Here is a 22,619-nt window from a genome sequence, read left to right on the forward strand (position 1 = left end):
TAGCGGGAGCCGGCGGGTTCCCTGGGTACCCTGGAGCGCATGTGTGGAATCGTGGGTTACGTCGGGCACCGCAGCGCCCTGGACGTCGTCATGGGCGGGCTGCGTCGCCTCGAGTACCGCGGCTACGACTCCGGCGGAGTCGCGCTGGCCGACCCCGAGACCGGTCAGATCGCCTGGGCCAAGAAGGCGGGCAAGCTCGTCAACCTCGACGGGGTGCTCGCCGAGTCGCCGCTGCCGGAGTCCACCACGGGCATCGGGCACACCCGTTGGGCCACCCACGGCGCGCCCAACGACCGCAACGCGCACCCGCACCTCAGCGAGGACGGTCGCATCGCGGTCGTGCACAACGGGATCATCGAGAACTTCGCCGTGCTCCGGTCCGAGCTGGAGGCCGCCGGGCACGAGATGCAGTCCGACACCGACACCGAGGTCGTGGCCCACCTGCTCTCCGACGAGCTCGTGCGCACGCCCGCCCTCGACGACGCCGTGCGTGCCGTCTGCAACCGGCTCGAGGGTGCCTTCACGCTCGTCATCACCGACGCGCAGCAGCCCGACGTCGTCGTCGGCGCGCGGCGCAACTCCCCGCTCGTGGTCGGGCGGGGCGAGGGCGAGAACTTCCTCGGGTCCGACGTCTCGGCCTTCATCGAGTACACCCGCGAGGCGGTCGAGCTCGGCCAGGACCAGGTCGTCACCATCACCCGCGACGACATGGTGGTCACCGGCTTCGACGGTACGCCGGCCGAGACCACCAGCTACCACGTGGACTGGGACGTCTCGGCCGCCGAGAAGGGCGGGTACGACTGGTTCATGCTCAAGGAGATCGACGAGCAGCCGCAGGCCGTCGCCGAGACCCTGCTCGGCCGCTACAGCCGTGCGGGCCGCCTCCAGCTCGACGAGATGCGCCTCAGCGACGACGAGCTGCGCGACGTCGACAAGATCATCGTCATCGCCTGCGGCACCGCCTCCTACGCCGGACTCGTGGCCAAGTACGCCATCGAGCACTGGACGCGCATCCCGTGCGAGGTCGAGCTCGCCTCGGAGTTCCGGTACCGCGACCCGATCATCGACAAGTCCACGCTCGTCGTGGCGATCAGCCAGTCCGGCGAGACCATGGACACGCTCATGGCCATCCGGTACGCCCGCCAGCAGCGCGCCCGGGTGCTGAGCATCTGCAACACCAACGGCTCCACCATCCCGCGCGAGTCCGACGCGGTCATCTACACCCACGCCGGGCCGGAGGTCGCCGTCGCGTCCACGAAGGGCTTCCTGTCGCAGGTCGTGGCCTGCTACCTGCTGGGTCTGTACCTGGCCCAGGTCAAGGGCACCAAGTACGGCGACGAGATCGACGCCATCATGGGCGCGCTCGAGAAGCTGCCGGCCGGCATCCAGCGGATGCTCGACGAGGGCGACCAGGTGCGCAAGCTCGCCGCGGAGCTGTCGGACCGTCGGTCCGTGCTGTTCCTCGGTCGGCACGTCGGCTACCCCGTGGCGCTCGAGGGGGCGCTCAAGCTCAAGGAGCTGGCGTACCTGCACGCGGAGGGCTTCGCCGCGGGCGAGCTCAAGCACGGCCCGATCGCGCTCATCGAGGACGGCATCCCCGTCTTCGTGGTCGTGCCACCGAAGGCACGCGACCAGCTGCAGGAGAAGATCGTCAGCAACATCCAGGAGGTCCGCGCCCGCGGCGCCCTCACGATCGTGCTGGCCGAGGACGGCGACGACGACGTCGTGCCCTACGCCGACCACCTGATCCGGCTGCCCAAGGTGCCTACGCTGCTCCAGCCCCTCGTGGCCACGGTGCCGCTGCAGATCTTCGCGTGCGAGCTGGCGTCGCTGCTCGGCCACGACGTGGACCAGCCGCGGAACCTCGCCAAGTCGGTCACGGTCGAGTAGGTCGACGGTGTCCGGCATCTGGGGCGTGGGGGTCGACGTCGTCGACCTCGGCCGGTTCGAGCGGACCCTCGAGCGCACGCCCGAGCTGCGTTCGCGACTCTTCACCCCCGCCGAGGCCGTGCTCTCCACCGAGCGCCTGGCGGCACGCTTCGCCGCCAAGGAGGCGTTCGTGAAGGCCCTGCGAGCGCCCGCGGGCATGTCGTGGCAGGACATCGAGGTCGTGCTCGACGAGCACGGCGCTCCGCACCTCTCGCTCTCCGGGGCGGCCGAGGCCCGGGTGGCCGACCTCGGCATCACGCGCGTGCACGTGTCGCTGTCGCACGACACGTCGGTGGCCACGGCGTTCGTCGTGGCGGAATCATGACGGGGGTCATGAGCAGGGGCGTGAGCACGTGCTGAGCGGGCACACCGTCGCGCAGGTGCGCGACGCCGAGGAGCGGCTCGCCCGCGAGACCGGCTGGGACGCGCTCATGCAGCGCGCCGCCCGCGGACTGGCCGACGCCCTCGACGACGTCCCGGCCGGCGACGTCGTGGTGGTGCTCGTCGGTCCCGGCAACAACGGCGGCGACGCCCTGTTCGCGGCAGCCCATCTGCTCGACCGCGGCGTGCGCGTGGACCTCGCGCTGCTCGACCCCGGCGCCGTGCACGCCGAGGGCCTCGCAGCGGCCCGGGCGGCCGGCGCGCAGCACGTCGACGGCCCGGGTGCCCAGCGCTGGTGCCTCGACGCCCTGTTCGGCATCGGTGCCCGTGCCGGCCTCGAGGGTCGGGCCGCGGACTGGGCCCGGTGGACGCACGAGACGTCTGCCCACGTCGTGGCGGTCGACGTCCCCTCCGGCGTCGACGTCGACACGGGAGTTGCCCCGGGCGTGCACGTGCGGGCGGACCGCACGGTCACGTTCGGCACGTACAAGGTCTGCTCCCTGGTCGGGCCGGCCGCCGACGCCGGGGGAGGGGAGCCGCCCCACCTCGTCGACATCGGGCTCGGCCCGCACCTGCCGGGCGCCGCCGTCGAGGCGCTCGAGGTCGGTGACGGCGAGGTGCTGCGACGACACGTGCCCAGCGGGGAGTCCCACAAGTACGCGCGTGGCGTGGTCGGGGTATCGGCCGGGTCCGACGCCTACGCCGGCGCCGCGCACCTCTGCGTGGCCGGTGCGCAGTCCGGCCTCGCGGGCATGGTGCGGTTCGTGGGCACCGACGCGCTCGCCGCCCGCGTGGTCGACCGGGCGCCCGAGGTCGTGCACGGACGCGGTCGGGTGCAGGCCTGGGTGGTCGGCCCGGGGGCCGGCGACGACGTGGGCGATCAGCTCGCCGCGTGCCTCGACGACGGCGTGCCGCTGGTCGTAGACGCCGGTGCGATCGAGCACCTGCCGCACGACCCCCAGGTGCCGGTGCTGCTCACCCCGCACGCGGGTGAGCTGGCCCGCCTGCTCGACGTCGACCGCGAGACGGTCGAGGCCGATCCTTGGGCGCACGCCGCCACGGCCGCCGACCGCTGGGGGACCACCGTCCTGCTCAAGGGTGCCCGCACCCTCGTCGTCGCCCCGCGGAACGGTTCCGGCCAGCGACGGTGCTCCGTCAACCTGTCCGGGACGCCGTGGCTGGGCACAGCGGGGTCCGGCGACGTGCTGGCCGGCTTCGCGGGGTCGCTGCTGGCCGGCGGGCTCGACCCGTTCGACGCCGGGCGCCTCGCCGCGTTCCTGCACGGAGCGGCGGCCGTGCGGGCGAACCCCGGAGGTCCCGTCGCCGCGTCGGAGGTCGCCGCGGCCCTGCCCACCACCGTGGCGGCGTTCCTCGACGGCACCCTGGTGGAGGTGCGCCGGTGGTGAGCCCGCAGGCCGAGGCGGTCGTCGACCTCGACGCGTACCGCCACAACGTGGCCACCCTCGCGCGGCTCGCTCCGGGAGCGGCGCTCATGGCGGTCGTGAAGGCGGACGCCTACGGCCACGGCATGCTCCCGGTGGCCCGCGCGGCGCGGGAGGCCGGCGCCTCGTGGCTCGGTGTCGCGACGCCCGAGGAGGCGCTCCGGCTGCGCGAGTCCGGCGACACCGGGCCGTTGCTCTGCTGGCTCGCGGCACCCGGCGCCTCCTACGCCGCCGCCGTCGAGCGCGACGTCGAGCTCACCGCGTCATCGACCGAGCAGCTCGCCGAGATCCTGGCCGACGTGCCCACCGGCCGACGTCCGCGCGTGCAGCTGAAGGTCGACACCGGTCTGGCCCGCAACGGCGCCTTCGGTCCGCAGTGGGACGACCTGGTCGGGGCCGCCGCCTCCGCGCAGGCGTCGGGCCGCGTCGAGGTCACGGGGGTGTGGTCGCACCTCGCCTGTGCCGACGAGCCGAGCCACCGGGCCAACGACCTCCAGGAGGAGGTCTTCCGACAGGCCGTCGAGACCGTGCGGGGTGCCGGCCTCGACCCACGCTGGTGCCACCTGGCCAACTCGGCGGCCCTGCTCACCCGCCCCTCGGCCCACTTCGACCTCGTGCGGCCCGGCATCGCCACCTACGGGATCGCCCCCGACCCCGCCCTCTCCGGGATCGCCGACCTGCGACCGGTGCTCACGCTGCGGGGCAGGCTCGCCGCCGTGAAGCGCGTGCCGGCGGGCACGTCGGTCTCGTACGGCCACACCTGGACCACGGACCGCGAGACCACCTTGGGGCTGGTCCCGCTCGGGTACGGCGACGGCGTGCTCCGCACCGCGTCGGGTCGCGCCGAGGTCGGTTTCGCGGGGGGCCGCGCCCCCGTGGTCGGACGCATCTGCATGGACCAGCTGGTCGTGGACCTGGGCGACCGGGACGCCACCCGCGGCGACGTGGTCACGCTGTTCGGCGCGGAGCCGGGCGCCCCCACCGCGGAGGACTGGGGGAGCGCCGCCGGTACGATCGGGTACGAGGTCGTCACCCGACTGGGCGGCCGCATCGAGCGCACCTACCGAGGCTGAGCCGGACGCACCGTCCGTCGGCCGGCCCACCGAGGACCGTGATGAGCCACCTTCCCGCCCGTCTGACCGCCCTGGCCGCGACCGCCGGGGCCTTCGTGGCGGCCGGGGTCGCCGCGAAGGTCGTCGACACCCGCCGGCGCGAGCACCGACGCGAGCAGCGGGGCGAGGACGTGCCGTTCGGCAGCGTGCACAGCACGCCGCGCACCGTCATCGCCTCCGACGGCGTCGCGCTCAACGTCGAGGTCGACGAGGCACGCACACGCGGCGACGGGACGCCGGCCGGCCGGCACGAGGCGGGCTCCTCGACGCAGGACTCGCCGCTGACCGTGGTGTTCGTGCACGGCTGGGTCTGCACCCTCGACACGTGGCACTACCAGCGCCTGGCGCTCCGCGGCCTCGTGCGCATGGTGTTCTACGACCAGCGCTCGCACGGAGGCTCGGGACGATCGACCCGGCACGGCTCGAGCTTCGAGCAGCTCGCCGACGACCTGCGCACGATCCTCGACGAGGTCGCGCCCGACGGCCCGGTGGTCCTGGTCGGCCACTCCATGGGCGGCATCACCGTCCAGCAGCTGGCCGCCGAGTCACCCTCGCTGTTCGGTGACCGGGTGGTGGGAGCGGTGCTGCTCTCGACGAGCGCCGGTCGTCTCGTGCGCCAGAGCCCGGGGCTGCGCCGGCTGCTGCCGCTGCTGCGGGCGGGAAGCCCGCTGCTCGACTGGGGACGCACCTTCAACAGCTACAGCGTGGTGCGTCGTTGGGCGGTCGGTCCCGACGCGCCGCAGAAGTACGCCGACATGTCCGACGAGATGATCCTGCGGGCGCACACCTCCGTGCTGCTCGACTTCTACCCCGCGTTCGTCGACCTCGACGTGCGGACCGGGGCCAAGGGTCTCGCGCAGGTGCCGGTCGTCGTGGCCTGCGGCACGAAGGACCTGCTCACGCCGATCAGCCATGCCCGGCGCCTGGCCGACGCCATCGACGGTGCCGAGCTCGTGACCCTGGAGGACGCCGGACACATGATCCCGTTCGAGGAGAACGTGGCCGTCACCCGTGCGATCGAGGACGTGCTCGAGGCCGTCGGTCATCCGGTGCGGGAGCAGGACCGCTGATGCGCGCTCTCGACGTCATCGACGCCGGTCCCGAGCACGCCGAGGCCGTCGTCGACATCATCCACCGCTCCTTCAGGGTGCGGCCCGACCTCGACCCGCCGTCGACCGCGCTCGAGGAGACGGTCGAGTCGGTCGCCGAGGTCCTCGGCACGGCCGGCGGGCTGCTGGTGGAGCGTCGTGGCGTACCCATGGGTGCCCTGCTGTTCGACGAGTCGCGCCCCGGCAAGCTGGGCCTGCGGCGCGTGGCGGTCGACCCCGAGATCCAGTCGCGCGGCGTCGCCTCGGCCATGGTGGGCGTGGCCGAGGACACCGCCGAGGAGCGCGGCAAGGACGGCATCTGGCTGCACGTGCGCGAGGAGCTGCCCGACACGGTGCGGTTCTGGACGCGACGCAAGTACTACCCGGTCGACCAGGAGGGTCCGCTCCTGGTGCTGGGCAAGACGCTCTGGCTCGCCCGCGAGGTCCCGACGCCCGAGGTCATGCACCACCTGGCCGCGCGGGTCGCCGAGCTCGTGCGACCCGGCGACCTGCTGGTCCTCACCGGCGACCTCGGTGCGGGCAAGACCACGTTCACCCAGGGCCTGGGAGCCGCGCTCGACGTCCGCGGACCCATCACGTCGCCCACGTTCGTGCTGGCCCGCACGCACCCGTCGCAGTCCGACGGTCCGGCGCTCGTGCACGTCGACGCGTACCGGCTGGGTGGCGCCGAGGAGGTCGACGACCTCGACCTCGACGCCACGGCCGAGGAGTCGGTGACCGTGGTGGAGTGGGGCGCGGGCATGGCCGAGCAGCTCAACGACAGCTGGCTCTCGGTGAGCATCGAGGTGCGCGGCGCCCGCCCGATCGACCCGCTCGGCACCCAGCACGACGGCGACCACCCCGACGAGGCGGAGCCGCGCGTGGTCACCATCAAGCCGAACGGTCCCCGCTGGGTCGACGTCCCGCTGCGCTCGACCCTGCTCGGCTGAGGTCCTGCTCGGTCTGCGTCTGCGTCGACGCGGCTTCTCGGCGGTCTGAGGCTGCGTTCCTCGGAGGCGGGTGACGCACGTGTCGGAGCCGTCAGAGGTAGGTGGCGCACCTATCGAAGGCGTCGGAGGTAGGCCTCGCACCCGTCCGGGCCGCGGACCGGTGCGTCACCTACCTCTGACCGCCCGGACCGACGAACGATGCTCTCTGCGTGGGGGACCGGTCCACGAGAATGATCGCTGCCCGACGCTGCGGGCGTGCCCCGATGGCCCAGTGGAGTGAGGGTAGGCTCACTCGTGTGCTGCTGCTTGCGATCGACACCTCCGGCCCCGCCGTGAGCGTCGCCGTCCACGACGGCGACGTCGTCGTCGGCCGGGCCGAGGGGGAGGGCACGATGGCGCACGGCGAGCTGCTCGCCCCGGCGATCCGCGACGCCCTCGCCGAGGCCGGTCGGACGGCGGGCGACCTCACCGACGTCGCCGTCGGTGTGGGGCCCGGACCCTTCACCGGACTGCGCGTCGGCATCGTCACTGCGCGCACCCTCGCGTCGACCCTCGGGCTCACGGCCCACGGCGTGTGCTCCCTCGACGCCCTGGCCCTCGCCGCTGCGCTCGACCACGAGCACGTCGTGGCCATCGACGCCCGCCGCAAGGAGGTCTACTGGGCGCGGTACGCGCCCGGTGACGACGGCGTCCTGCGCCGGGTCGACGGCCCGAACGTCGACAAGCCCGCCGAGCTCGCGCGCCTGCTCCCCGACCTGCCCGTGGTCGGACGAGGGGCCCAGCTGTACGCCGACGTGCTCACGGCGCTCGACGGACCCCTCGACGCGTCGGCCGCGGCCCTCGCCGACGGCGTGGTGAGCGGCCAGGTCGAGGTCCTGCCCCTGGAGCCGCTCTACCTGCGCCGGCCGGACGCTCGGCCGGCGTCGCCCGTGCGGTGATCCGTCCCGCGGACGACGGCGACCTCGCGGCCCTCGTCGAGCTCGAGCGCGAGGCCTTCGGCCAGGGAGCCTGGTCGGCGGCCACGCTGCGCGAGGAGCTCGCCCTGCGGGACCGGATCGTGCTCGTCGACGAGCGCGACGGCGTGACGACCGGCTACGTCGACGTCGGCGTCGTGGCCGACGTCGCCGACCTGCACCGCGTGGTCGTGGGCGCGGCGCACCGGCGCCACGGCGTCGCGTCGGGCCTGGTGGGCTCGGCGAGCACGGCGGCCGCCGACCGTGGCGCGACGCGCATGCTGCTCGAGGTCGCCGACGACAACGCCCCTGCGCTCGCCCTGTACGCCGCCCACGGCTTCGAGCCGATCGCACGTCGCCATGGCTACTACGGCCCCGGCCGGGACGCGCTCGTGCTGGAGGCGGCACTCCCCGCGAGCACGCCGGAGTCGTCGCGATGATGGAGGAGATCCGGTCGTGGCCGTGGGCCTGGGCGTGGCTGGCGCTCTTCGCGATCGTGCTGCTGCGCGCCGGCGCCACCTACGGTGTCGGTCGTCTGGTCGCGGCGGGTGTGCTGCGTCGACGCGAGCCCGGCCCCCGGCTGCGCGCGGCCGCCGACCGCGTGGACCGGTGGGGTCCGCCGGTGGTGACCGCCAGCTTCCTGACGGTCGGCGCGCAGACCGTGGTGAACGCCGGCGCCGGTCTCGCCGGCATGACCTGGCCGCGCTACCTCGTCGGGCTGGTTCCCGGTGCCGCGCTGTGGGCGACCGTCTGGAGCACGATCGGCGCCGGCGCGTTCCTCGTGGCGCTGCGCACCGGAAGCGAGCGCGGGGAGGCGGTCGCGGTCGGCTGCGTGGCCCTGGTGCTCGTGGCGGTCGTCGCAGCACTTGCGTCGCGCCGTCGGCGTGGCAGTCTCGAAGCATGACCGACGGACCCATCGATTTCGACGCCCAGGACAACCGCGACGAGTCGGAGGTCCTCGACCAGCTCCAGCCCGACGACACGCTCGTCGACCGAGGGGTCGACGACGTGCTCGACGAGGGCTACTCCCCACCGGAGAAGTGGAGCGCGGGCGAGGGCTTCGGCACCACGCCCGACGAGGCGCTTGAGGGCGAGACCCTCGACCAGCGCGTCGCGCAGGAGGTCCCTGACGTCGACCCCTACGCCGACGTGGACCCCGAGATCTACGACGACGAGGTGGGCGACGAGCGTTCCGGTCGTCTGGTCGCGCCCGACGAGGGACTCGGCGAGGACACCGAGAAGGCCCTGGTCGGCGACGACGTCGGCATCGACGGTGCCGCCGCCAGCGCCGAGGAGGCCGCCGTGCACGTCGTGGACGACGATCCCGACGACCTGTCCGCCGGCTCGCCCGGGACGTGAGAAGCGGGTCCGCGACGACCCCTTCGGTGCACATCTGTGCACTACGCTGACCCGCATGCGCGACATCACCTACCCGCCGGTCATCGTGACGGCCAAGACGCTGTTCAAGCTGCTGGGCATGTCGTTCCAGATGTCCGGCACCGAGCACGTGCCGCGCACCGGGGGAGCGATCCTCGCGGCCAACCACATCGGCTACGTCGACTTCGTCTTCGACGGCCTCGCCACGCAGCCGTCGGGTCGCCTGGTGCGGTTCATGGCGAAGAAGGAGGCCTTCGACCACCCGGTCGGCGGTCCGCTGATGCGGTCCTTCCACCACATCGAGGTCGACCGTGACGCCGGACAGGCGTCGTACGACAAGGCCGTCGAGTACGCGCGCTCCGGCGAGATCGTGGGCATCTTCCCCGAGGCGACGATCAGCCGCTCCATGGAGATCAAGGAGCTCAAGACCGGCGCCGTGCGGATGGCCGCCGAGGCGGGCGTCCCGCTCATCCCCATGGTCACGTGGGGCACACAGCTGCTGAAGACCAAGGGGCACGAGTCCGACATCTGGGGCCGTGGCAAGACGATCGCGCTGCACGTCGGTGAACCGATCCCGGTCACGGGTGAGGATCCGGTGGCCGAGACGCAGGTGCTGCGCGAGGCCATGACGGCGCTGCTCGACAAGGCGATCCGCGAGTACCCGGTCTCCCCGGAGGGTCAGTGGTGGGCCCCGGCCCGCTACGGCGGGACGGCCCCGACGCCGGAGGAGGCGGCCCGGCTGGACGCCGAGGAGAAGGCGCAGAAGGCCGCCCGTCGCGCCGCGAAGCAGGACGGGCAGTCCTCCTGACCGCACCTCGCGGTCCTCGGCGTTCGGCCCAGGACCAGGTCGGCCGCGGGCTCCACGGGGTCTGAGAGACTGGTCGGCGTGACTGAACCGATCGTCCTCGGCATCGAGTCGTCGTGCGACGAGACCGGCGTCGGCATCGTGCGGGGCACCGACCTGCTGGCGCACGCCGTGGCCTCCAGCGTCGAGGAGCACGTGCGATTCGGTGGCGTCGTGCCCGAGGTGGCCAGCCGGGCCCACCTCGAGGCGATGGTGCCCACCCTGGAGCAGGCGTACGCCCAGGCGGGCATCGACGTGCGCGACGTCGACGCCATCGCCGTCACCTGCGGTCCCGGTCTGAGCGGGGCGCTGCTGGTGGGCGTCGCCGCGGCCAAGGCGCTGGCGATCGCGCACGACAAGCCGCTCTACGGCGTCAACCACCTGGCCGCCCACGTGGCGGTCGACCAGCTCGAGCACGGTCGCTTCGACCGCCGGGTGGCCGCGCTGCTGGTGAGCGGCGGGCACACCGAGATCCTGCTCGTCGACGACATCGCCTCCGACATCACGATGCTCGGCACCACCATCGACGACGCGGCCGGCGAGGCCTTCGACAAGGTGGCGCGGCTGCTGGGCCTGCCGTACCCCGGCGGGCCGCACATCGACCGTGTGGCGCAGGAGGGCGACGGCGCGGCCATCCGGTTCCCCCGGGGACTCACGGCCGCCAAGGACGCCGACCGGTACCGCTACGACTTCTCCTTCTCCGGACTCAAGAGCGCCGTGTCCCGGCACGTCCAGCACGAGCAGCGCATGGGGCGCGACATCGACGTCGCCGACGTCGCGGCCTCGTTCCAGGACGCCGTGGTCGACGTGCTGACCCGCAAGACCGTGCAGGCGTGCCGCGACCACGACGTCGACACCCTCGTCGTCGGGGGAGGGGTGGCCGCGAACGGGCGGCTGCGCCAGATGGTGCTCGAGCGGGCGTCGGCGGCCGGGATCGAGGTCCGCATCCCGAAGCCGGGTCTGTGCACCGACAACGGCGCGATGGTGGCGGCGCTCGGTGCCGAGGTCGTGTCGCGCGGCATCGCCCCGTCGTCGCTCGACCTCCCCGTCGACTCCAGCCTGCCCGTCACCCGCGTCGTCGCCTGAGCGTCCGCGGCGTGCCTGTGCACGGCTCCCGGCGCGGGGCGGCCGTCTCTGGCAGGCTGGCGCCGTGGCAGTCATCGAGGCACGAGGGCTCGGCAAGTCCTACGGCACCCGTCGCGCGGTCGACGACCTGAGCTTCACCGTGACGCCCGGCAGCGTCACGGGGTTCCTCGGTCCCAACGGCTCGGGCAAGTCCACCACGATGCGGCTCATGCTCGGGCTGGACCGGGGTGAGGGCCGCACCACGTTCGACGGCCGCACCTTCGGCGAGCTCGAGCAGCCCATGCGCCACGTCGGCGCCCTGCTGGAGGCCAAGCCCTTCCACCCCACGCGCCAGGCCCGCCACCACCTGCAGATGCTGGCGGTCGCGAACCGCATCGAGCGGCGTCGCGTCGACGAGGTCCTCGAGCTGGTCGGCCTGACCTCGGTCGCGAAGGGCCGACCCAAGAAGTTCAGCCTCGGCATGGGGCAGCGGCTGGGCATCGCGGCGGCGTTGCTCGGCGACCCGCACACCCTCGTGCTCGACGAGCCCAGCAACGGGCTCGACCCCCAGGGCATCACCTGGCTGCGCCAGCTGCTCCGGCACCTCGCCGGCGAGGGCCGCTCCGTCTTCGTCTCCAGCCACCTGCTGCAGGAGATGGCGCTCCTGGCCGACGAGCTCGTGGTCGTGGGTCGCGGGCGCCTGCTGGCCAACGGTCCCGTGAGCGACTTCGTCGAGCACGGCGGCACGGTCCAGGTGCTGCTGCGCAGCCCCGACCTCCACGTCCTCGCCCCCGTCCTGACCGCCGCCGGGGCCACGCTCACCCCGGACGCCGACGGAGCCCAGGTCGTCTCCGGTCTCGACGCCGCCCGCATCGGTGACCTCGCGCACGAGCACGGCGTGCGCGTGCACGAGCTGTCCACCCGGCGGGCCACGCTGGAGGAGGCCTTCCTCGCGGCCACCGGTCTCGACGAGGAGTACCGGGGCGCGATCGCCGACCCGGGCCACGACCGCGAGGGCGGAGGAGAGCGATGATCGACGCCCTGCGCTACGAGGTGGCGCGCCTGCGCACCATCCGGTCCACCTACTGGATCCTCGGGGTGGCCTTCGCCTTCCAGCTCCTGCTCAGCGTGCTCATCGCCTGGAACCTCCCGGAGACCGGCCCGCTGTCGGGCGGCGACAACACGTTCGCGATCCTCGTGACCGTGGGGGCCTCGCTCGGCTTCGCCCCGCTGTTCATCGCCTACGTCATCGGCCTGCTCGGGGTGTTCTCGATGGGTCACGAGTACCGCCACGGCATGATCCGCGCGACGTTGACCGCCCTGCCGAGCCGCCTCTCGGTCATGCTCGCGAAGATCCTCACGACGGCCGTGCTGTCGCTCGTGGCTGCGCTGGTGTGCGTGGGGATCGCGGCCCTCAGCGCCCTGGTGTTCGGGGTCGGCATGCCCACGTTCGAGGGGTTGCGCGACATCGCCCTGGGCACCGTCCTCTACACGACCCTGTTCTCGCTCTCGGGGCTCGCGTTCGCCACGCTGACCCGCAACCAGACGGCGGCCGTGGCCATGCTGCTGCTCATCCCGTCACTCGTCGAGGGCCTCGTGAAGGCGGTCGTCCTCGCGATCAAGGCCGCCTCCGACGACCCCTCGGGCCGTGGCGGGCTCGTCGAGGTGCTGCGCTTCCTGCCCTACGACGCAGGCGGACAGATGTACACGCGCCTCTCCCTGGACAACGCCCTGCAGATCTTCGGCGTCGTCCCGTTCGGTCCGGTCGGGGGCGGTCTGGTCATGGCGGTCTTCGTGGTGGTGCTGCTCGTGCTGGGCACCGTCGCCTTCGTGCGGCGCGACGCCTGACCCAGCCTCCGCGGCGGTTCGGCGCGACGCCCCCAGACGGTCGATGGACGTCCTCCGGTCGGCCGGAACTCGGGACCTTGCTCCCCTGTCCCCGTGAGCCAGGTCACGTAGACTTTCTCCATGCCACGCACGTCGGAGCCCAGGGCGCACGAGCGGCAGCACGACGTCGCCGTACCGGCGGGCTCCGACCCGGACTCCCTGTCGCGCTGGCTCCGCCGCGCGCACGAGGAGTTCCTGACCTCCGGCACCACCGACGCGCCGGTGCGTTCGGTCGTGCGCGACTCCTGGAAGCGCAGCGTGGCCGGTGGCCTCGACCCCGAGACCGACCTGCCCCGCATCACGCTCGACGACGAGGCCCTGCGCGAGATCCGCGAGCACCACCCGCTGGCCCCCGGCCTGCCGGTCATCCGACGGCTGCTCGTCGAGAGCGCCGCCGACGCCGGGCTGCTCGTGGCGGTCAGCGACGCGGCCGGTCAGCTGCTGTGGGTCGAGGGGTCGTCGGGCCTGCGCTCCCGGGCCGAGGCGATGCACTTCATGCCCGGCGCCGACTGGAGCGAGACGAGCGCCGGTACCAACGCGCCCGGCACCGCCCTGGCGATCGACCGGCCCGTGCAGATCTTCGGTCCCGAGCACCTCGGGCGCCAGGTCACGCCCTGGAGCTGTTCGGCGGCTCCCATCCACGACCCCGACACCGGTGCGATCCTCGGTGTCCTCGACGTGACCGGCGGAGCCGAGGTGGCCACCGCGCAGGGGCTGGGCTTCGTCCGCGCGACGGCTGCGGCCGTGGAGGCGGAGCTGCGGATCGCCCGGCTCCAGCCGAGCGCGTCGCCGCTGCAGGTCTCGAGCGGCTGGTCCGCCCCCCGGCTCGACGTGCTCGGCGTGCACGGCGCCACCTTGCAGGTCGGTCCGCTCACGTCGCGGCTCAGCGGACGCCACAGCGAGCTCCTGCTGCTGCTGACGCGGGCGCCCGACGGGCTCACTGCGGCCGAGCTGGGCGTGGCGCTGAGCGACGACGACCAGGCGCCGGTCACCATCCGCGCCGAGCTGTCGCGCCTGCGCGGGGTGCTCGGGCCTCTCGAGCTGGCGTCGCGGCCCTACCGCCTGCGCACGGCCGTGCGCACCGACGTCGACGAGGTGCGCGACCTGCTGCGCGACGGTCGGCTGCGCAGCGCCGTGGCGGCCTACCGCGGACCGGTGCTGCCGGCCTCCACCGCCCCGGCGGTCGAGGAGCTGCGCGACGACCTGCACCTCGAGCTGGTCTCGGCCCTGCTGGCCAGCGACGACGCCGACGCCGTCCTGTCGTTCGCCGACACCCCGCACGGTCGTGACGACCTCGGGGTCTGGTCGCGGGCGCTGGAGATCCTCCCGACGACGTCGCCCCGCTACGCGCAGGTCGCGGCCCACGTCGAGAAGCTCGACCGCGCGTTCGGCTGAGGGGGCGAGCTGCGGCTGGGTCTCCGCCCGCTGCTGCGTCGCTGTGGCTGGGGCTTCTCGTGCTGCTGCGTCGCTGTGGCTTCGCGTCGAGGTGGTCTCCGAAAGGGCCTCGACCGGAACGGTGGGTCTCGTCCCGGCTGGGTCTGCGGGGCGCGGCCACGATTCTCCCTCTGCGCGGGATCCACGCACGATTCTTCCTTCTCGTGGACCGTGCCTCGCGAAGGAAGAATCGTGGCGACGCCCAGGGGCCACGCAGGAGCAGGGATTCTCCCTTCGCGTGGACCGTCACGCGCAAAGGGAGAATCCCTGCCCACCCGACGCGCGAACCGGCCCCGCGGGACGCAAGATTCTGCCTTCGCGTGCTCAAGCCCGAACGATGCTGCGTTGGTGACGGGATCCCGTAACGAACGCAGCATCCTTCGACCCCTCACGCACCAACGCAGAACCTTGCGTCCCCCCGAGCCGCCCTCCGAGAACCCAACCCGAGCTCGGACCCCGCCGCCGGTCGAGGCCCTTTCGGAGACCGACCCGACTCGCAGCCGCGGCGACGCAGCCGCAGGTCGAGGCCCACCCGCGAGAGCGCAGCCACGGGGAAGCCCCACCCACGGGAGCGCAGCCGCAGGGAAGGCCCACCCGAAGCGACGCAGCAGTGAGCGAAGACCCACCCGCGGGAACGCAGAGGCAGCCGACGACGCACCCCCCGGAGCGACGCAGCAGCGGTCAGGGCAACCACCCCGCAACGTCGACACAACGTCGTTGCAACGATCCTGTGACTAGCGTCACGCCCACCTGATCCCACCCCCTCCGAGGAGCCACCATGAGCGTGTTCGCCCAGCCCGGTACCGACGGTTCCGTCGTCACCTACAAGTCGCGCTACGACCACTGGATCGGCGGCGAGTACAAGGCCCCCGCGAATGGCCAGTACTTCGAGAACGTCTCGCCGGTCAACGGCAAGGTCTTCTGCGAGATCGCCCGCGGGACCGCCGAGGACATCGAGGCCGCCCTCGACGCCGCCCACGCCGCCGCACCCGCGTGGGGCAAGACGTCCGTGGCCGAGCGTGCCGTCGTCCTCAACAAGATCGCCGACCGCATCGAGCAGAATCTCGAGATGCTCGCTGTGGGCGAGACGTGGGACAACGGCAAGCCGGTCCGCGAGACCATGGCCGCCGACCTCCCGCTCGCCGTCGACCACTTCCGGTACTTCGCCGGCGCGATCCGGGCCCAGGAGGGCCACCTGTCGCAGATCGACGACGACACCGTGGCCTACCACTTCCAGGAGCCGCTGGGCGTCGTCGGCCAGATCATCCCGTGGAACTTCCCGATCCTCATGGCCGTCTGGAAGCTGGCACCCGCGCTGGCCGCCGGCAACGCCGTGGTCATCAAGCCCGCCGAGCAGACGCCGGCCTCGATCATGCTGCTGATGGAGCTGATCGCCGACCTGCTGCCCCCGGGCGTCGTCAACGTGGTCAACGGCTTCGGCACCGAGGCCGGGGCCCCGCTGGCCTCCTCCAGCCGGATCCGCAAGATCGCCTTCACCGGCGAGACCACCACGGGTCGACTGATCATGCAGATGGCCAGCCAGAACCTCATCCCCGTCACGCTGGAGCTCGGTGGCAAGAGCCCCAACGTCTTCTTCGAGGACGTCGCGGCCAAGGACGACGCGTTCTACGACAAGGCGCTCGAGGGCTTCACGATGTTCGCCCTGAACCAGGGCGAGGTCTGCACCTGCCCGAGCCGCGCACTGATCCAGAACTCGATCCTCGAGCAGTTCCTGCCCGCCGCCACCGAGCGGACGAAGCAGATCAAGCAGGGCAACCCGCTCGACACCGACACGATGATCGGCGCGCAGGCCAGCAACGACCAGCTGGAGAAGATCCTCAGCTACTTCGAGATCGGCGTGCAGGAGGGTGCTCGCATCATCACCGGTGGTGAGCGGGTGGACCTCGGCGGCGACCTGTCGGGCGGCTACTACGTGGCGCCGACGATCTTCCAGGGCCACAACAAGATGCGGGTCTTCCAGGAGGAGATCTTCGGCCCCGTCGTCTCGGTCACCGGGTTCGACGGCTACGACGACGCCATGAGCATCGCCAACGACACGCTCTACGGCCTCGGTGCCGCGGTGTGGTCGCGCGACACCAACACGGCGTACCGCGCCGGTCGTGACATCCAGGCGGGCCGCGTGTGGACGAACAACTACCACGCGTACCCGGCGCACGCGGCCTTCGGCGGCTACAAGTCCTCCGGCATCGGCCGCGAGAACCACCTGATGATGCTCGACCACTACCAGCAGACGAAGAACCTGCTGGTGAGCTACTCCAACAACGCCCAGGGCTTCTTCTGAGCCGACAGCACTGACGTCTCGAGGTCCGGCCGCAGGGTCGGACCTCGAGGTCGTCCTCCATCCGTCCCACCCGAAGGAGCCGTCATGACCGTCGAGCGCATCGCGATGACCGAGAAGGCCGCCGACCTCCTGCGCGAGCTCCGGACGTCGCACGGCAAGCCCCTGATGTTCCACCAGTCGGGCGGCTGCTGCGACGGGTCGGCACCCATGTGCTTCACCCAGGGCTTCTACATCGTGGGGCCCACCGACGTGCACCTCGGCGACCTCGACATCGGTCCCGAGCCGGGCATCGACGAGGCCGGCGTGGTGCCGGTGCACATCTCGCGCGAGCAGTTCAACTACTGGTCGCACACCCACATCACGATCGACGTGGTGCCCGGGCGCGGTGCCGGCTTCTCGATCGAGGGGCCCACGGGCAAGCGGTTCATCATCCGCTCGCGCATCTTCACCGAGGAGGAGACCGCAGCCCTGGTGCCGGTGGTCTGAGCCGCGGCTCACAGCGCGGATCTCGGCATTGTCGGTGCACGACCTCCACCGACGTGGCACGGTCGGTCGGTGACCTGGACGACCGCTGCCCGACGACTGGTCGCGCTCGTGATCGTCCCGGTGGCGGTCACGACGTCGGCGCACCTCGGTACCGCGCCTGCCGCGCAGGCGGCCACGGTGGTCCCCGACGGCTCGACCCAGGCGTCGGCCGCGGCGTCGTGCTGGGAGGTCAAGCAGGTCGAGCCCTCGGCGACCGACGGCGTCTACTGGCTGCTGACCCCGCAGCTGCGGACGCCCACGCAGTTCTACTGCGACATGACGACCGACGGCGGTGGCTGGGTGCTCGTCGGTCGGGGTCGCGACGGCTGGCGCTGGGACGGCGACGCCCAGGGCACCCCGGCGCAGATCGCGAAGGCGCCGACGGGACCGTCGGCGTTCGCGCCGAAGAAGCTGTCGACGGCGACGGTCGACGCCCTGCTGGGTGGCAAGCGTGTCGACGCCCTCACCGACGGCATCCGCCTGCGTCGTGCCGCGAACGCCGACGGGACGTCGTGGCAGGACGTGCGTCTGCGGATCCGCTCGCTGGCCTCGTGGTCGTGGGCCTTCGGCGCCGGCCACCCGCTCACCTCGGCCTCGTTCGACGGAACGTCGTTCTCCGGCGCCACCTCGCGTGACGCCGGCACGACGTCGACGACCTCCGCCAACCGCCTGCGTCGGGTCTGGACCTACGAGTCGCAGGCCAACGGCTGGGTTCGTGGGTTCAACCACGGACAGGCCGTCGCCGGGAGCACCGGGTCCTCGTCCTACCTCTACGCGACGCCGTTCACGCAGGTCTTCGTCCGCCCGCGGCTGCGTCAGTCCGACCTCTCGTTCGCGACCGTCCCCGACACCGGGACCGGTGCGGTCACCGCGCTGCCCGTGGCCAGGAGCGGCTCGCTGGCCCAGCCGTGGGGCGTCACCGGCACCGGGTCCGGTGGTGCCGGCGAGCTCGGCACGGAGGTGCAGGCGTTCGCTCAGGTGGGCAACACGATGTACGTGGGCGGCAACTTCACCACCGTGCGCAACCAGTCGGGCTCCCAGAGCGTCAAGCAGTCCTACCTCGCCGCCTTCGACGCCACGACGGGTGAGTGGATCTCGTCGTTCCGCCCGAGCCTCGACCGCCAGGTCCGGGCCCTGGCCGCCCTGCCCGACGGCCGCCTGGCGGTCGGCGGCGACTTCACGTCCGTGAACGGCGTCCTGCGACGCAGCGTGGCCGTCTTCACCACCTCGGGCGCCCTCGACCGGACCTGGACGGCGGGGGTCGTGCGCCGCACCGGGGACGAGAAGGCGTCCGTGCGCGCGATGGACGTGGCCGGGGGACGCCTCTACCTCGGCGGACGGTTCACCCACGTCGTGCGAGGGTCGGCGTCGTCGGCCATGCCCTACGTGGCGCGGATCAAGCTCAGCACCGGCAGCGGGGACGGGGCGTGGAAGCCGCGCATCAACGGCACGGTGGCCGACCTCGACGTCGCAGCGGACGGGAAGCGCGTCTACCTCGCGGGCTACATGACCAAGGCAGCGGGACGGACCGTGCGCAAGGGCCTCGCGCTCAGCACGGCCTCGGGCGCAGGCATCGCGTCACCGGCCTGGAAGCCTCGCTACAGCACCACGGGCACGGCGACGTACCAGCAGGCGGTCCGGCAGGTCGGGTCCCGCGTCTGGCTGGGCGGCTCGCAGCACAGCATGTTCGCGTACGACGCGAGCACCCTGGCGCTGAAGGCCGCGCACCTCACCCGGGCGGGCGGTGACCTGCAGGCGATCGGCGACAACGGCCGGATCGTGTACGGCGGCTGCCACTGCGGTGACTGGAGCTACACCGGCGCCACGAGCTACGACACGCTGAAGGTCGGGTCCACCTCGGTGGCCTGGAAGCAGGCGGGCAAGATCTCGCTGCTCGGTGCCTGGGAGAACGCCACCGGTGCGTTCGTGACGACGTTCGCGCCGCAGTGGAAGTCGCGCGGCGGGTTCGGCGTGTGGGCGGTGACGGTGGCGAAGGACGGCACGCTGTGGGCGGGCGGGTCGATCCAGACGAGCGTGAAGGACGGCGGGGGCAACCAGTTCTCCGGCGGCTTCGCGCGGTTCGCGCAGCGTCCGGCGACGGCCCCGTCGGCGCCCAGCGACGCCAAGGCCGTCGTCGAGGGCTCGTCGGCCACCGTGTCGTGGAAGGCCGGCTCGACGAGCGGGGTCACCTACGAGGTGCTGCGCAACGACCGGGTGGTCGCCACGACCAGCTCCACGACGGTCTCGGTGCCGGGCTCCACGTCGACCGACCGGTTCTTCGTGCGGGCCGCCGACGGTCAGGGCAGCTGGTCGGCCTCCACCGCCCTCGCTCGCGCCTCCTGAGCGGGTCGACCCGGGACGTGTGACCCGACCCACCCGAACTCCGGCAGGGCAGTCGCGTCATGGATGCGGGCCGCGGTGCTCCTCCACTCCGTGGGCCGTCGGGGGAACGACCGGCTCGCGCCCCGAACCGATCAAGGATCCTCCGTGCGTACCAAGACCAGCCTCGCCGCGCTCGCGGCCGCCTTCGCCGTCGTCGTCACCGGGTTGACCGGCGTCGTGCCCGCCGCCCAGGCGGCCACGGTGGTCCCCGACGGCTCGACCCAGGCGTCGGCGGCCGCCTCGTGCTGGGAGGTCAAGCAGGTCAAGCCCTCGGCGACCGACGGCGTCTACTGGCTGCTGACCCCGCAGCTGCGGACGCCCACGCAGTTCTACTGCGACATGACGACCGACGGCGGTGGCTGGGTGCTCGTCGGTCGCGGACGCGACGGCTGGAACTGGGACGGCGACGCCCAGGGCACCCCGGCCCAGATCGCGTCGACCCCGACCGGTCAGTCGGCGTTCGCGCCGAAGAAGCTGTCCACCGCGACCGTCGACGCCCTGCTGGGCGGCAAGCGTGTCGACGCCCTCACCGACGGCATCCGCCTGCGGCGCGCCGCGACCGTCGACGGCACCTCCTGGCAGGACGTGCGGATGCAGATCCGCTCGCTGGCCTCGTGGTCGTGGGCGTTCGGCGCGGGTCACCCGCTCACGTCCGCATCGTTCGACGGCACGTCCTTCTCCGGCGCCACCTCGCGCGACTTCGGCACCACGTCCACCCTCTCGAGCAACCGCCTGCGCCGGGTCTGGACGTTCGAGTCCAGCACCAACGGCTGGGTGCGGGGCTTCAACTACGGCAGCGGAGTCACCGGCTCGACGGCCTCGTCGAGCTACCTCTACGCCACGGGCAGCGGGAACGCCACGCCGTTCACCCAGGTCTTCGTCCGCCCGCGGCTGCGTCAGTCCGACCTCTCGTTCGAGACCGTCCCCGATGCGGGGACCAGTGCCGTCACGGCGCTGCCGGTGGCCAAGAGCGGCTCGCTGGCCCAGCCGTGGGGCGTCACCGGCACCGGAGCCGGCGGCACCGGTGAGCTCGCGACCGAGGTGCAGGCGTTCGCGCAGATCGGCAACACGATGTACGTGGGCGGCAACTTCACCTCCGTGCGCAACCAGAGCGGCACGCAGAGCGAAGGTCAGTCCTACCTCGCCGCGTTCGACGCCACGACCGGCGAGTGGATCTCGTCCTTCCGCCCCACGTTCGACAACCAGGTCCGGTCGCTCGCGGCCCTGCCCGACGGCCGGCTCGCGGTCGGCGGCGAGTTCACGACCGTCAACGGCCAGGGCCGCACCGGCCTCGCGGTCCTCGACGCCACCGGCGCCCTGTCGTCCTCCTGGACCACGGTCGTCGAGAACCGCGGCACCAGCGCCAAGGTCAGCGTCCGCGGGCTCGACGTGTCCGGCGGACGGCTCTACGTCGGCGGGGTCTTCACCCACCTGGTGCGCGGCACCAACGCCGCCTACGCCCGCAACGCGGGCCGCATCGACCTCTCCACCGGCAACGGCGACGCAGGCTGGAACCCGAACTTCAACGGCAGCGTCGCGGCCCTCGACGTCTCCGACGACGGTGCGCGCGCCTACTTCGCGGGCTACATGACCGCCTCGGGTGCCACCACGGTCAAGAAGGGCGTGGCCATCAGCACGGCGGCGGGCGCCGCGGTCACCACCCCGGCCTGGAACCCGACCTACAGCACGGGTGGTGCCAGCTACCAGCAGGCCGTCAAGCAGGTCGGGGGCAAGGTGTGGCTGGGCGGCTCGCAGCACAGCATGTTCTCCTACGACACCACCGACTTCGCCCTGAAGGACACCGGCATCACGAAGGCCGGCGGTGACCTGCAGGCCATCACGGGCGGTCTCGGCGACAAGGTCGTCTACGGCGGCTGCCACTGCGGTGACTGGAACTACTCCGGCACCACGAACTACGACAACTTCAACCCGGGCACGACGTCCGTGCAGTGGACCCAGGCGGGCAAGATCTCGCTGCTGGGTGCCTGGGACAACACCACCGGCGCCTTCGTCACCACCTTCGCGCCGCAGTGGAAGTCCCGCGGCGGGTTCGGCGTCTGGGCAGCCACCGTCGCCAAGGACGGCACGCTGTGGGCCGGCGGATCGATCCAGACGAGCGTGAAGGACGGCGGGGGCAACCAGTTCTCCGGCGGCTTCGCGCGGTTCGCGCAGCGTCAGGCGACGGCCCCGTCGGCGCCCAGCGACGCCAAGGCCGTCGTCGAGGGCTCGTCGGCCACGGTCTCGTGGAAGGCCAGCTCGACGAGCGGCGTCACCTACGAGGTGCTGCGCAACGACCGGGTGGTCGCCGCGACCAGCTCCACGACGGTCTCGGTGCCGGACTCCACCTCGGCCGACCGGTTCTTCGTGCGGGCCGCCGACGGCCAGGGCAACTGGTCGGCCTCCACCGGCCTCGTGCAGCCGGCGCAGTCGGCGACCGTCCTGGCCGACGGTGCCACCTGGTCCTACTACTTCGACAACACCGCACCGGTGGCCACGGACTGGAAGGGCGACTCCTTCGACGCGTCCGGCTGGCGCAGCGGGCCCGCCCCGCTGGGGTGGGGCAGCGGTCCGATCGCGACCAACATCGACGTCGCGGCGGGCAGCACGCGCGCCCTCACGTCCTACTACCGGCGCACCTTCGACGTCGCCGACGTCGGCGCCTTCACCCGCTACCGACTCACGACACGGGCCGACGACGGCGTGGTCGTCTACGTCAACGGCACCGAGGTGGCTCGGGTCAACCTGCCCACCGGCACGGTCGGTCCGAACACCTACGCCACGGCCGCGCCGACCACGACCAGCGCGACCAACAACCCGGTGAGCATCGACATCCCGCTCTCGGCGCTGCGCAACGGGTCGAACGTCATCACCGCCGAGGTGCACTCCAACTACCGGAGCACCCCGACCACCAGCTTCGACGCGAACGTCGTCGCCTCCCGCTGAGGATC

Annotated in this window: 19 protein-coding genes; all 19 read left to right on the top strand. The window is 72.4% G+C overall.

Translation table 11 applies throughout. The features are described from left to right. Nucleotides 1-39 precede the first annotated feature (39 nt). The 19 genes from glmS to NBW76_RS06150 all read left to right on the top strand — a co-directional run bounded on the left by glmS (nt 40) and on the right by NBW76_RS06150 (nt 22,614). Nucleotides 40-1,890: a glutamine--fructose-6-phosphate transaminase (isomerizing) gene (glmS, locus tag NBW76_RS06060; RefSeq protein WP_056553477.1), complete on the top strand. Its 1,851-nt coding sequence runs from the start codon at nt 40-42 to the stop codon at nt 1,888-1,890. A 7-nt stretch (nt 1,891-1,897) separates the two neighbouring features. Then, nucleotides 1,898-2,254: a holo-ACP synthase gene (locus NBW76_RS06065; RefSeq protein WP_056553472.1), complete on the top strand. Its 357-nt coding sequence runs from the start codon at nt 1,898-1,900 to the stop codon at nt 2,252-2,254. Nucleotides 2,255-2,282: 28 nt separating this feature from the next. Continuing rightward, complete coding sequence (locus NBW76_RS06070; protein ID WP_056553469.1) at nt 2,283-3,716, top strand: bifunctional ADP-dependent NAD(P)H-hydrate dehydratase/NAD(P)H-hydrate epimerase; 1,434 nt, start codon at nt 2,283-2,285, stop codon at nt 3,714-3,716. Further along, nucleotides 3,710-4,825 (top strand): alanine racemase, encoded by a 1,116-nt coding sequence (gene alr / locus NBW76_RS06075; protein WP_056553466.1) that lies wholly within the window; start codon nt 3,710-3,712, stop codon nt 4,823-4,825. Before NBW76_RS06070 ends, alr begins: the two co-directional genes overlap by 7 nt. Before the next feature lie 41 nt (nt 4,826-4,866). Beyond that, on the top strand, nt 4,867-5,934 hold the full coding sequence (locus NBW76_RS06080) for an alpha/beta fold hydrolase (protein WP_055964416.1): 1,068 nt from the start codon (nt 4,867-4,869) through the stop codon (nt 5,932-5,934). Continuing rightward, the gene (tsaE, locus tag NBW76_RS06085) at nt 5,934-6,902 is read left to right on the top strand and encodes a tRNA (adenosine(37)-N6)-threonylcarbamoyltransferase complex ATPase subunit type 1 TsaE (RefSeq protein ID WP_056553463.1); all 969 of its coding nucleotides are present in this window, start codon (nt 5,934-5,936) and stop codon (nt 6,900-6,902) included. Before NBW76_RS06080 ends, tsaE begins: the two co-directional genes overlap by 1 nt. 296 nt (nt 6,903-7,198) lie before the next feature. Further along, nucleotides 7,199-7,840 carry a tRNA (adenosine(37)-N6)-threonylcarbamoyltransferase complex dimerization subunit type 1 TsaB gene (gene tsaB / locus NBW76_RS06090; protein ID WP_056553461.1) on the top strand — a complete coding sequence of 214 codons (642 nt, stop codon included), beginning with the start codon at nt 7,199-7,201 and terminating at the stop codon, nt 7,838-7,840. Then, nucleotides 7,837-8,295: a GNAT family N-acetyltransferase gene (locus NBW76_RS06095; protein WP_056553458.1), complete on the top strand. Its 459-nt coding sequence runs from the start codon at nt 7,837-7,839 to the stop codon at nt 8,293-8,295. The genes tsaB and NBW76_RS06095 overlap by 4 nt, the downstream gene beginning before the upstream one ends. Further along, nucleotides 8,292-8,759: a DedA family protein gene (locus NBW76_RS06100; protein ID WP_055964429.1), complete on the top strand. Its 468-nt coding sequence runs from the start codon at nt 8,292-8,294 to the stop codon at nt 8,757-8,759. The genes NBW76_RS06095 and NBW76_RS06100 overlap by 4 nt, the downstream gene beginning before the upstream one ends. After that, a complete protein-coding gene (locus tag NBW76_RS06105; protein ID WP_056553455.1) occupies nt 8,756-9,214 on the top strand; it encodes a DUF5709 domain-containing protein in 459 nt (152 codons plus the stop codon). The genes NBW76_RS06100 and NBW76_RS06105 overlap by 4 nt, the downstream gene beginning before the upstream one ends. Before the next feature lie 55 nt (nt 9,215-9,269). After that, the gene (locus NBW76_RS06110) at nt 9,270-10,040 is read left to right on the top strand and encodes a 1-acyl-sn-glycerol-3-phosphate acyltransferase (RefSeq protein WP_055964435.1); all 771 of its coding nucleotides are present in this window, start codon (nt 9,270-9,272) and stop codon (nt 10,038-10,040) included. Nucleotides 10,041-10,118: 78 nt separating this feature from the next. Beyond that, entirely contained in the window at nt 10,119-11,162 is a 1,044-nt protein-coding gene (gene tsaD / locus NBW76_RS06115) for a tRNA (adenosine(37)-N6)-threonylcarbamoyltransferase complex transferase subunit TsaD (RefSeq protein WP_056553452.1), read from the top strand. A 64-nt stretch (nt 11,163-11,226) separates the two neighbouring features. Next, nucleotides 11,227-12,174 carry an ATP-binding cassette domain-containing protein gene (locus NBW76_RS06120; protein ID WP_055964441.1) on the top strand — a complete coding sequence of 316 codons (948 nt, stop codon included), beginning with the start codon at nt 11,227-11,229 and terminating at the stop codon, nt 12,172-12,174. Beyond that, nucleotides 12,171-12,989, top strand: a complete 819-nt coding sequence (locus NBW76_RS06125) for an ABC transporter permease (protein WP_056553449.1) — start codon at nt 12,171-12,173, stop codon at nt 12,987-12,989. Before NBW76_RS06120 ends, NBW76_RS06125 begins: the two co-directional genes overlap by 4 nt. A gap of 120 nt (nt 12,990-13,109) precedes the next feature. Beyond that, nucleotides 13,110-14,423 carry a GAF domain-containing protein gene (locus tag NBW76_RS06130; RefSeq protein ID WP_055964447.1) on the top strand — a complete coding sequence of 438 codons (1,314 nt, stop codon included), beginning with the start codon at nt 13,110-13,112 and terminating at the stop codon, nt 14,421-14,423. 817 nt (nt 14,424-15,240) lie between these two features. Further along, a complete protein-coding gene (locus tag NBW76_RS06135) occupies nt 15,241-16,764 on the top strand; it encodes an aldehyde dehydrogenase family protein (RefSeq protein WP_055964450.1) in 1,524 nt (507 codons plus the stop codon). Nucleotides 16,765-16,848: 84 nt separating this feature from the next. Continuing rightward, entirely contained in the window at nt 16,849-17,250 is a 402-nt protein-coding gene (locus NBW76_RS06140; RefSeq protein WP_055964453.1) for a DUF779 domain-containing protein, read from the top strand. 69 nt (nt 17,251-17,319) lie between these two features. Next, a complete protein-coding gene (locus tag NBW76_RS06145; protein ID WP_250246819.1) occupies nt 17,320-19,632 on the top strand; it encodes a fibrinogen-like YCDxxxxGGGW domain-containing protein in 2,313 nt (770 codons plus the stop codon). A gap of 144 nt (nt 19,633-19,776) precedes the next feature. Next, the gene (locus NBW76_RS06150) at nt 19,777-22,614 is read left to right on the top strand and encodes a fibrinogen-like YCDxxxxGGGW domain-containing protein (RefSeq protein ID WP_250246820.1); all 2,838 of its coding nucleotides are present in this window, start codon (nt 19,777-19,779) and stop codon (nt 22,612-22,614) included. Nucleotides 22,615-22,619: the final 5 nt, after the last annotated feature.

The organism is Aeromicrobium sp. Leaf245 (assembly GCF_942548115.1).
Lineage (GTDB): Bacteria > Actinomycetota > Actinomycetes > Propionibacteriales > Nocardioidaceae > Aeromicrobium.

Coding starts and splice junctions, on each gene's coding strand:
- NBW76_RS06135 (WP_055964450.1), top strand. CDS start 15,241: ATGAGCGTGTTCGCCCAGCCCGGTACCGACGGTTCCGTCGTCACCTAC.
- NBW76_RS06125 (WP_056553449.1), top strand. CDS start 12,171: ATGATCGACGCCCTGCGCTACGAGGTGGCGCGCCTGCGCACCATCCGG.
- NBW76_RS06100 (WP_055964429.1), top strand. CDS start 8,292: ATGATGGAGGAGATCCGGTCGTGGCCGTGGGCCTGGGCGTGGCTGGCG.
- NBW76_RS06140 (WP_055964453.1), top strand. CDS start 16,849: ATGACCGTCGAGCGCATCGCGATGACCGAGAAGGCCGCCGACCTCCTG.
- tsaE (WP_056553463.1), top strand. CDS start 5,934: ATGCGCGCTCTCGACGTCATCGACGCCGGTCCCGAGCACGCCGAGGCC.
- NBW76_RS06110 (WP_055964435.1), top strand. CDS start 9,270: ATGCGCGACATCACCTACCCGCCGGTCATCGTGACGGCCAAGACGCTG.
- NBW76_RS06130 (WP_055964447.1), top strand. CDS start 13,110: ATGCCACGCACGTCGGAGCCCAGGGCGCACGAGCGGCAGCACGACGTC.
- NBW76_RS06080 (WP_055964416.1), top strand. CDS start 4,867: ATGAGCCACCTTCCCGCCCGTCTGACCGCCCTGGCCGCGACCGCCGGG.
- glmS (WP_056553477.1), top strand. CDS start 40: ATGTGTGGAATCGTGGGTTACGTCGGGCACCGCAGCGCCCTGGACGTC.
- NBW76_RS06105 (WP_056553455.1), top strand. CDS start 8,756: ATGACCGACGGACCCATCGATTTCGACGCCCAGGACAACCGCGACGAG.